Origin of the sequence: Flavonifractor sp. An306 (genome assembly GCF_002159455.1) — a bacterium.
Lineage (GTDB): Bacteria > Bacillota > Clostridia > Oscillospirales > Oscillospiraceae > Flavonifractor.
This window is the reverse complement of record NZ_NFIQ01000105.1, coordinates 1-8,707: the sequence shown is the minus strand read 5'-3', so window position 1 is coordinate 8,707 and position 8,707 is coordinate 1. Positions and strand designations below refer to the sequence as shown.

The 8,707-nt window shown below is 63.9% G+C and carries 10 protein-coding genes; 3 read left to right on the top strand and 7 right to left on the bottom strand.

Annotation, left to right across the window (positions count from 1 at the left end):
* Positions 1-66: 66 nt before the first annotated feature.
* Together B5F88_RS17660 and B5F88_RS17655 are read right to left on the bottom strand one after the other, a co-directional pair.
* Complete coding sequence (locus B5F88_RS17660) at positions 67-459, bottom strand: hypothetical protein (RefSeq protein WP_087348658.1); 393 nt, start codon at positions 457-459, stop codon at positions 67-69.
* A 39-nt stretch (positions 460-498) separates the two neighbouring features.
* Positions 499-783, bottom strand: a complete 285-nt coding sequence (locus B5F88_RS17655; protein ID WP_087348655.1) for a hypothetical protein — start codon at positions 781-783, stop codon at positions 499-501.
* 73 nt (positions 784-856) lie between these two features.
* Here B5F88_RS17655 and B5F88_RS17650 point away from each other — a divergent pair, with 73 nt between their 5' ends.
* On the top strand, positions 857-1,324 hold the full coding sequence (locus tag B5F88_RS17650; RefSeq protein WP_087348653.1) for a metallophosphoesterase family protein: 468 nt from the start codon (positions 857-859) through the stop codon (positions 1,322-1,324).
* Between the two features lie 18 nt (positions 1,325-1,342).
* Positions 1,343-2,119, top strand: coding sequence for a type III pantothenate kinase (locus B5F88_RS17645; RefSeq protein WP_087348651.1), 777 nt, complete (start codon positions 1,343-1,345; stop codon positions 2,117-2,119).
* Between the two features lie 40 nt (positions 2,120-2,159).
* On the opposite strand, the gene B5F88_RS17640 is transcribed toward B5F88_RS17645, so the two are convergent.
* The 5 genes from B5F88_RS17640 to B5F88_RS17620 form a co-directional block, all read right to left on the bottom strand.
* A complete protein-coding gene (locus tag B5F88_RS17640; RefSeq protein ID WP_087348649.1) occupies positions 2,160-3,008 on the bottom strand; it encodes a metal ABC transporter permease in 849 nt (282 codons plus the stop codon).
* Positions 3,008-3,778: a metal ABC transporter ATP-binding protein gene (locus B5F88_RS17635; RefSeq protein ID WP_087348647.1), complete on the bottom strand. Its 771-nt coding sequence runs from the start codon at positions 3,776-3,778 to the stop codon at positions 3,008-3,010. Before B5F88_RS17635 ends, B5F88_RS17640 begins: the two co-directional genes overlap by 1 nt.
* A complete protein-coding gene (locus B5F88_RS17630; RefSeq protein WP_087348645.1) occupies positions 3,775-4,668 on the bottom strand; it encodes a metal ABC transporter substrate-binding protein in 894 nt (297 codons plus the stop codon). Before B5F88_RS17630 ends, B5F88_RS17635 begins: the two co-directional genes overlap by 4 nt.
* 102 nt (positions 4,669-4,770) lie before the next feature.
* A complete protein-coding gene (locus B5F88_RS17625) occupies positions 4,771-5,613 on the bottom strand; it encodes a hypothetical protein (protein ID WP_087348643.1) in 843 nt (280 codons plus the stop codon).
* Between the two features lie 72 nt (positions 5,614-5,685).
* On the bottom strand, positions 5,686-7,932 hold the full coding sequence (locus tag B5F88_RS17620) for a hydratase (RefSeq protein WP_087348641.1): 2,247 nt from the start codon (positions 7,930-7,932) through the stop codon (positions 5,686-5,688).
* Between the two features lie 188 nt (positions 7,933-8,120).
* Between B5F88_RS17620 and B5F88_RS17615 the strand changes: the two genes are divergently transcribed.
* The coding region (locus tag B5F88_RS17615; protein WP_140402179.1) for a copper amine oxidase N-terminal domain-containing protein at positions 8,121-8,707 on the top strand (587 nt) is incomplete at its 3' end.

Sequence of the window (8,707 nt, the reverse complement as noted above, 5' to 3'; positions counted from 1 at the left end):
GGAGGCGGAGGGGCGGGCTCCGGCTCGGAAATGCGGGTGTAGGCGGTGCCGTTGGGAATGTAGCGGTTATACATCCTCCATCCCCTCCTCTCTGCGCTCCTGGAAGAGCTGGAAGGCGGTGCGGATGACGCGGGAGAGCCTGGCGATCTTCACGGCCTGGTCCACCTTGGCCCGGCGCTCCGGGCGGAGGAAGGGCTTGAGGGCCTCCAGCAGGGCAGTTTTCCGGTCGTCGCTGCCGGTGTATTCCGACAAAAGGCGCATCCCCACCTGGAGCAGCCGGGGGTCCAGCTGCCCCAGGGCGGACAGGGGGTCGTCGGCCGGTTCCTCCGGGGGCGGAGCCTCCGGGCCGGCGGGCGGGTTCTCCTCCTGTCCGGAGAGGGCCTTCGCCGCCGACAGGATCTGCCCCATGGCCTGGGGATCGTTCAGAATGGCATTCAGCTTTTCCTCAAATTCTGCCATACCGATGCTCCCCTCCTCTGTGCGGCTGGACTGCCCGCGCTATTTTTTCTCCCCGGTCTGCTGATTGAGTTGCTGGAGCAGCCGGGCGCCCTCCTGGCTCCCCATGACTTGCTTGGCCAGGCTGGACAGGGCCTGCCGGTCCCCGTGGACCGCGGACTGGGCGGTGTGCTGGAGTTGGTCCCCGAATTTCTGGCTGAGGGTCTCCATCAGCCGCTTGGTGTCGGGGGACTGGAGCACCCGCTGCAGCAGGGCCTGGTCCTTCAGCAGAGCGGCCGCCTTGGGGTCTTTCATCAGTTCGTCCAGATTGGACTGGGGGATCTTCATACCATCAGCTCCATCTTCCTTATTTATAGTGGGTCTCGTGCCATTATATGAGCAAACCCTGAGAGGTGATTGCATGAAACTGCTGATTTTTTCCGACTCCCACGGTAATGTGGCCAATATGGAGGATGTGGTGCGCATGGAGCGCCCGGACCGGATCCTCCATCTGGGCGACCTGGTCCGTGACGCCCAGGCCCTTCAGGAGAAGTTCCCCGACATCCCGGTGACCCTGGTGCCGGGCAACTGCGACGGCCGGCGGCCTGACCTGCCGGAGGAGCGGATCTTTACGCTGGAGGACTGCAAGCTGCTGATGACCCACGGCCATATTTACCACGTGAAAATGGGTGCGGCCGCCGCCATTCGGGCGGCCCGCCAGGCGGGGGCGGGCCTGCTGTGCTTCGGACACACCCATGAGGCCGTCTGTGAGTTCCAGCAGGGGCTTTGGGTGGTCAATCCGGGCAGCATCGGCAGCCTGGCCAACCCCACCTATGCCGTGGCCATTCTGCAGGAGGACGGCGCGGTGTGCTATCTGAGTACCATGTAAGTCAGGAGGGAAAGAACCATGCTGCTTGCCATTGATGTGGGCAATACCAATATGGTATTTGGCATTTACGAGGGGGAGGAGCTGAAGGGCAGCTTCCGGCTGCAGACCGACGCCAACCGCACCTCCGACGAGATGGGACTGCTGATGTGCCAGTATTTCCAGCGCTTTGGGGTGTCTCTGGACCAGCTGGAGGACGTGGTGATCGGCTCGGTAGTGCCCCAGATCATGCACACTCTGTCCAACGCGGTGAAAAAGTACCTGGGTAAGGAGCCCCTGGTCATCGACGAGGACCTGGATCCCAGGCTGCCCTATATCCCTTGCGACAGCGACGAGCGGCTGGGCCCCGACCGGGCGGTGGCCGATATCGCCGCCATGGAGAAGTACGGCACGCCCCTCATCGTGCTGGACTTCGGCACCGCCACCACCCTGGACGCGGTGAGCGCCGACGGGGTGTACCTGGGAGGCTGCATCACCGCCGGGGTGCGGGTGTCCATTGACGGCCTGTTTCAGAAAACTGCCCTGCTGCCCCGGGTGGAGCTGGTGAAGCCGGATACGGTGCTGAGCACCACCGCCGTGGGGCAGATCCAGGCCGGTGCGGTGATGGGCTATATCGGCGCCATGGAATACCTGATCCGCCAGGCCAAGGCTGAGATGGGCGGGGAGGATATCAAGGTGATTGCCACCGGCGGCCTGGCCCGGATGGTGGCCGACAACACCCCCCTCATCGACGTGGTGGACCCACAGCTGGTGCTGGACGGCCTGCGTATCGTCTATCAGCGGGAGCGGAGCAAGTAAAGCAAAAAGCGTGCGGACCTGAGTCCGCACGCTTTTTTACTTACAGTCTGGACTGCCGGAACAGGAAGGTAACGGCAAACCACAGGGCCAGGTACAGGGTGATGGAGGCCCCGGCGGAGGAGCTGATGTGATAGGAGGTCATCAGCCCCGCGATACCCGCCACGATGGCGGCCAGAATGGAAATCAGATGGAACTGCCGCATGTTCCGGGCCAGGTTGCGCCCGGCGGCGGCGGGGAGGACCAGCAGGGAGTTGATCACCAGCAGGCCCACCCAGGTCATGGACACGGTGACCACCACGGCGATGGCCATGGAGAACACCGCCTCCTGCCAGAACACCTGCACCCCCCGGCTGTCGGCCAGGGCGGGGTGGATGGAGGAGAGCATCAGGCCGTTGAAGGAGGCCAGCCACAGCAGCACCACCACCAGCAGGATCACCGCCAGCAGACCGATCTTGGCGGGCTCCACGCTGAGGATGTCGCCGATGAGCAGACTGTTGAACTTGGTGAAGCTGCCCCCGTCCAGGGTGGCGATAAAGATGCCCAGGGCCACGGCGGTGGAGGAGAACACCCCGATCACCGTATCGCTGGCCATGTGGGATTTCCGGCGCACATAGGTGAACAGCAGGGCGAAGGCCGCCGCCAGCAGCACCGCCATCCACATGGGGTCGGCAAAGCCGCACAGGGTGCCGATGGCGATGCCGGTAAAGGCGGAGTGGCCCAGTGCGTCGGAGAAGAAGCTCATCCGGTTGGTGACCACCATGGTGCTCAGCAGGCCGAACAGGGGGGAGATCACCAGCACCGCCAGCAGGGCGTTTTTCATAAAGTACATGGAGCCGGGCGCCGCCCACTCAAAGGGCAGCAGCTCCACCAGGGAATACCACCATTCCATTACCGCCGCCCTCCTTTTCCCAGGTCCAGGTGGAAAACCGCCTGGAATTCCGGCGAGGAGAGCACCTCGGCAGGGGTGCCCACCTTCAGGATTTCGCTTTTCAGCAATAACACCTTGTCGGCGTACTGGTCCAGGGTGGCGAAATCGTGGGTGGAGAGGAGGATGGACAGGTCATACTTGGTGCGGATCTCGTCCAGCATGTCCAGCAGCTGCTTTTCCCCGTCGATGTCCACCCCGGACAGGGGCTCGTCCAGCACCAGAATGTGGGGCAGGGGCTCCAGAGCCAGGGCCAGCAGCACCCGCTGGAGCTCGCCGCCGGACAGGGCCCCCATCCGCTTGTCAATGAGGGAATCCCCGTGGACCCGGGCCAGACAGCCCGCCACCCGCTCCCGCAGCTTTTTGGGAGCGGGGAGGAACACAGGCCACTTGGAGATGGCGGCCGAGAAGAAGTCGAATACGCTCACCGGGTCTCCCCGGTCAAAGCTGGGGGACTGGGGTACGTAGCCGATAAGGGGGCGGGTCCTGTCGCCCCCCGCCCGCTGGAACTCGATGTCGCCGGTGTGGGGAATCTGGCCCAGAATGGTGCGGAACAGGGAGCTTTTTCCCGCCCCGTTGGGGCCGATCAGGGCCACGATCTCCCCGCAGTGGAGGTGGAAGGAGACGTTGTGAAGCACCTCCTCGCTGCCGAAGTTTACCCCCAGGTCGGTCACCTTCAGGCAGCAGGACCCGGCGCAGCCCGGGCCGGAATCGCCGTGTTTGTGTACGCTCATCCCAAGGCCTCCGCAATGGTGTCCATATTTTTCTCCATGGCATCGAGATAGGGCTGAATCCCGGCCCCATCGCCGCTCATGATCATATCCAGCTGGTAGACCGCGCAGCCCGTTTCCCGGGCGATGGCCTGGGCGGTGGCGTCGGAGCCGTTGACCTCGGTGAAGATGGCGGGGATGTCATATTCCGCAATCAGAGCCACAATCTCTTTGATTTCGGCGGCGGAGGCCTCCGCCCCCTCCTCCTCCTCAATGGCCTTCAGCAGGGTGAGGCCGTTTTCCTGGGAGAAATATTGAAAGCCGTCGTGGAAGGTGATGAGGTAGGGACAGGCCAACTCCGCCAGCCCGGTGTTGTCGGCGGACAGCTGGGCGGTGGCGGCGCTGCAATTTTCGGTGTACAGGTCCAGGTTGGCCTCGTCCACCTCGGCCAGCCCGTGCAGGATGTTGTTCATCATCACCCCGGCGGAGGCCTGGCTCATCCAGATGTGAGGGTCATACTCCGTGTCGTGGTCGTGACCCTCGTGGCCCATGGCGGGCAGCAGCTCGATGCCCTCCGAGCAGTCGATCACCGGCGCGTCGGAGGCGGCCAGAGCGTCGGCCATAAAGTCCTCCAGGCCCGCTCCGTTCATCACGATCACGTCGGCCCCCTCAATGGCCTTCATGTCGCTGACGGTAAGGGTATAGTCGTGGAGGCAGGAGGTCTGCTGGTTCACCAGCAGGCTGACCTCCACGCTGTCCACATCCTCGGTTACCGCCGTGGTGAACAGGTAGACCGGATAGGTGGTGGCCAGCACGTGGAGCTTGCCGTCGTCCTCCGGCTGGGTGGCGGCGGGCGACGAGCAGGCGGAGAGCAGGAGGCTCAGGGTGCAGGCCGCCGCGAGCAATTTTTTCATAGAGATCCCCTTGTCTAACAATAAAATAACGATATGCCGGGTAATTCCTACCCGGCATATCGTATTATACCGCAATTTTTCGCTTCTGTAAAACAATTCTTCTCATTGGGCCAGAAATTGTACCATCCAGTGGAGGGGCAGATAACCCGCGGCATAGCTGGCCAGGTTGGCACAGATGGCATAGGCCGCCCGGCGACCCTTGCCATGCTCCTTCAGCAGGAACAGATAGGCGGCCAGCTCCACCAGCAGGATGGGCACCTCAGCCACCACCAGGATCAAATAGTACAGGGGGTGGGAGCCCACACTGACCAGACTCGTCCCGATCCATAGGTGGAGTCCCGCCTGGGTGACCAGATTGACCAGAAGGAACACCAGCCAGTCCCGTCTGCTGCGGAACCCGAACAGCCACAGCAGGACCCCTTCCACCACCAGCGTGGGGAGAAAGGTGGAGAGGAACTGGGTGAGATAGTAGCCCGCCGTGGAGGTGGAGCGGGTGATGGTGTTGCTCTCATAGTCGTACACCAGCTCGGTGTGGAACACCGTCCGGGTGAAGGGCTCCGCCGTGGCCTGGGCCCCACCGGCGGAGGAGACGGCAATGCGGAAGGTCTCCGGCAGGCCAAAGTAGGTGAAGTGGTGAGCGCCGTCCTCGCCCGGCACCAGATCGCCGAACAGGGGCGGATTTGTGCCGTGGACCAGGGCGGGATACCAGCCCTCATCCTCCCAGCCCTCCAGACCCTCCAGCAGGGTGGGATCGTAGTCCTCCCGATGGATGTTGGGAGACCCATCCCCATCCTGCTGGAGCAGATCCAGATAGTACACCCCCTCCGGGGCGTTGACCACCGTAATGGTGAGGGATTGCTTGGGCCCCGTGTCGGCGGAGGCGGTACCTCCCAACAGGGCCAGACAGAGCAGGAGACTGGCGGTGAGGGAAAACACGCGTTTCATGTCGGGTCCTCCTTTCTGTGTGTTCTAACCAATACACACTTGAGAGGGGACAATAATTGCGTGGAGGAAAAATTATTTTGCGTAGTAGTTGATGAGGCAGCCGGCCAGCACGATGTCCCGCTCTTCCCGGGTCATGCCGGGCAGCTTCAGGGTGACGGCCTTCTCAGCCCCGTTCTGGAGCAGGGTGGCGGGAATCTCCTCCGCGCCGCTGTCCACGGCGGCGCGGACGCCGGGGATGTACAGCCTGTCGCCAGGCTGGATGTTCCAATCCTTCACGTTCTCAGCGATGAAGGGCAGCATACCCCAGTTCACCACGTTGGAGCGGTAGCGCTTGGTGGCGTACTCGGCGGCCAGGTTGGCCACGCCGCCCAGCACCCGCTGGCAGGAGGCGGCCTGCTCCCGGGCGGAGCCGTCGCCGGGCTTCAGGGCCATCACCAGGGAGCCCAGGCCGGTGTCCCTGCCGTCGTGGCCCATGAGGGCCGCCTTGACTTCGGGGGCCTCGGGGTCGGTGCGGCGCAGCTTCTCCACCGCCAGCACCTCCTTGGCACGGGGGACATACTGGGGGTCCTTCCGGCTCAGGGCGAACTCGGACAGCTTGATGGGGTTGGAGCGGTAGGAGGAGGTCTCGCCGGAGGGGATCAGCTCGTCGGTGGTGGTGACGGGGTCGTAAATGGCGGAGCACACGGTGAGCAGCAGGTTGTCCGGCAGGGCCACCTGCTCCGGCCAGTCGGCGATGTTGGGTCCAAATACCAGCTCCTGGCTGGGGTCGGCCTTGCCCACGCCGAAGTACACCCGGGCCTTGTAGGGGGTGTCGTCATAGGAGAAGGGCTCCACCGCGGGGTCCACGGGGGGAGCGGGCAGCTCATCGGCTCCGGTGAGCACGCCACCGTTTACTGCGGTGGCGGCGATGGAGCGGGCGTCCATCAGGGCCACGTAGGACACCTGGCCGTCGGAGGGCTTGGAGCCCTCCCGGTTGGGGAAGTTGCGGGTGGAGTGGCGGATGGAGAAGCCGCCGTTGGCGGGCACGTCGCCCGCGCCGAAGCAGGGGCCGCAGAAGCAGGAGCGGATGGAGGCGCCGGCGGCCATCAGGGAGGCGATGTACCCCTTCCGGGTCAGCTCCAGGTTGACGGGCTGGCTGGTGGGGTAGACGGAGAGCCAGAACTCGTCGGCGCCGATGGAGTGGCCATCCAGGATCTGGGCCGTCCGGACAATATTCTGATAGGTGCCGCCGGAGCAGCCGGCAATGACCCCCTGGTCCACGTGGAACTGGCCGTTTACGATCTTGTCCAGCAGGGAGGCGGGCTTGTTCTTCAGCTTGAGCTGATGCACCGTGTCCTCGTCCACCTGATGGAGCAGGTCCTTCATGTTCTCCTTGAACTCTCGGATGGTGTAGGCGTTGGAGGGGTGGAAGGGCAGGGCGATCATGGGCCGGACCTTGTCCAGCTCCACCTCGATCACCCCGTCATAGTAGGCCCCGTCGGCGGGAGCCTGGGGCTTGAACTCGCTCCCCCGGCCCAGCGCCGCCAGGTGGTCCTTCAGGGTGTCGTCGGCGGGCCACACGGAGGACAGGCAGGTGGTCTCGGTGGTCATCACGTCGATGCCGGAGCGGTAGTCCATGGACAGGCTGGCCACGCCGGGGCCGAAGAACTCCATGACGGCGTTTTTCACCACGCCGTCCTTGAAGGTGGAGCGGATGAGCTCCAGGGCCACGTCCTGGGGGCCCACTCCGGGGATGGGAGCGCCGGTGAGGTAAATGGCGATCACCTTGGGGTAGGCGACATTGTAGGTCTTGCTCAGCAGCTGCCGGGCCAGCTCGGGGCCGCCCTCGCCGATGGCCATGGTGCCGTAGGCGCCGTAGCGGGTGTGGGAGTCGGAGCCCAGGATCATCTTGCCCGGGGCGGCGTACCGCTCCCGCATGTAGGAGTGGATCACGCTCTGATGGGCGGGCACAAACTCACCGCCGTACTTCTTGGCGGCGGACAGGCCGAACACGTGGTCGTCCTCATTGATGGTGCCGCCCACGGCGCACAGGGAGTTGTGGCAGTTGGTGAGCACATAGGGCACGGGGAACTCCTGCATGCCGGAGGCCCGGGCAGTCTGGATGATGCCCACATAAGTAATGTCGTGGGAAGCCATGGCGTCAAATTTGATGGCCAGGCTGTCCATGGAGTCGCCGGTGTTGTGGGCCTTCAGGATGGCGTAGGCCATGGTGCCTCTTTTGGCCTCCTCCGGGGCGGGCAGGCCGGCGGCGGGGCCGTCCTGGGCGGGCAGGAAGGCGCCGTTTTTATAGTATGCGCCCTGTGGGGTAATTTTCAGCATGGGTATCCCCTCCGTTGTGATTCAAATTATATCTATCATACCAACAATTCGTGAGAAGTGCAAGCTGTTTTGCGTGGACTTGCAAATCAGGACAGCCAAAAATTTATGTCAACTTTTTTGTCCTAGCGCCTTGACGGGGTATAGGGAATACGGTAGAATAAAAACATATTTTGCCGAGGAGTTCTGTTATGAAAAAGGCCGTTTCCCTGCTTTTAACCCTGGTATTGCTGATTGGAATGGTGCCCGCCATGGCCGCCGGACCGGCGGGCGCCCTCTCCGTTTACTTTTATGAGGAATCCGCCGGACGCTATGGCCAACTGGTCCAGACCGACCGGGTGAACATCACGCTGGACGGGGCGGAGCTTACTCCGGAGGATGTGCCCGCGCTGGTGCAGTATCCCGAGGGGAAAAACGGACGCACCCTGGTGCCGGTGCGCCTGATCGCCGAGGCCCTGGGGGCCACCGTGACCTGGGTGCCCGATACCCGGCAGGCCATCCTGACGCAGGGGGAGGACGTCATTGTGCTCACCCTGGGCTCTGCCTCCGCCCTGGTCAACGGCCAGAGCGTGGAGCTGCCCGACGGGGTCCCCGCCGGGGTGGTGAAGTGGGACGGGAAGGAGAGCACCATGGTGCCCCTGCGCTTTGTCTCGGAGCAGCTGGGGGCGGAGGTAGCCTGGGACGGCGAAACCTTTACCGCCGTGATCACCTCTCCGGCGGGCCCGGAGCCCACGCCAAGCCCCACCCCCGTGCCCACGCCCACACCTACCCTGACGCC

Bases quoted from the DNA above. Each gene is read 5' to 3' on its own strand.
- B5F88_RS17660 (WP_087348658.1), bottom strand. From the start codon at position 459: ATGGCAGAATTTGAGGAAAAGCTGAATGCCATTCTGAACGATCCCCAG.
- B5F88_RS17655 (WP_087348655.1), bottom strand. From the start codon at position 783: ATGAAGATCCCCCAGTCCAATCTGGACGAACTGATGAAAGACCCCAAG.
- B5F88_RS17650 (WP_087348653.1), top strand. From the start codon at position 857: ATGAAACTGCTGATTTTTTCCGACTCCCACGGTAATGTGGCCAATATG.
- B5F88_RS17645 (WP_087348651.1), top strand. From the start codon at position 1,343: ATGCTGCTTGCCATTGATGTGGGCAATACCAATATGGTATTTGGCATT.
- B5F88_RS17640 (WP_087348649.1), bottom strand. From the start codon at position 3,008: ATGGAATGGTGGTATTCCCTGGTGGAGCTGCTGCCCTTTGAGTGGGCG.
- B5F88_RS17635 (WP_087348647.1), bottom strand. From the start codon at position 3,778: ATGAGCGTACACAAACACGGCGATTCCGGCCCGGGCTGCGCCGGGTCC.
- B5F88_RS17630 (WP_087348645.1), bottom strand. From the start codon at position 4,668: ATGAAAAAATTGCTCGCGGCGGCCTGCACCCTGAGCCTCCTGCTCTCC.
- B5F88_RS17625 (WP_087348643.1), bottom strand. From the start codon at position 5,613: ATGAAACGCGTGTTTTCCCTCACCGCCAGTCTCCTGCTCTGTCTGGCC.
- B5F88_RS17620 (WP_087348641.1), bottom strand. From the start codon at position 7,932: ATGCTGAAAATTACCCCACAGGGCGCATACTATAAAAACGGCGCCTTC.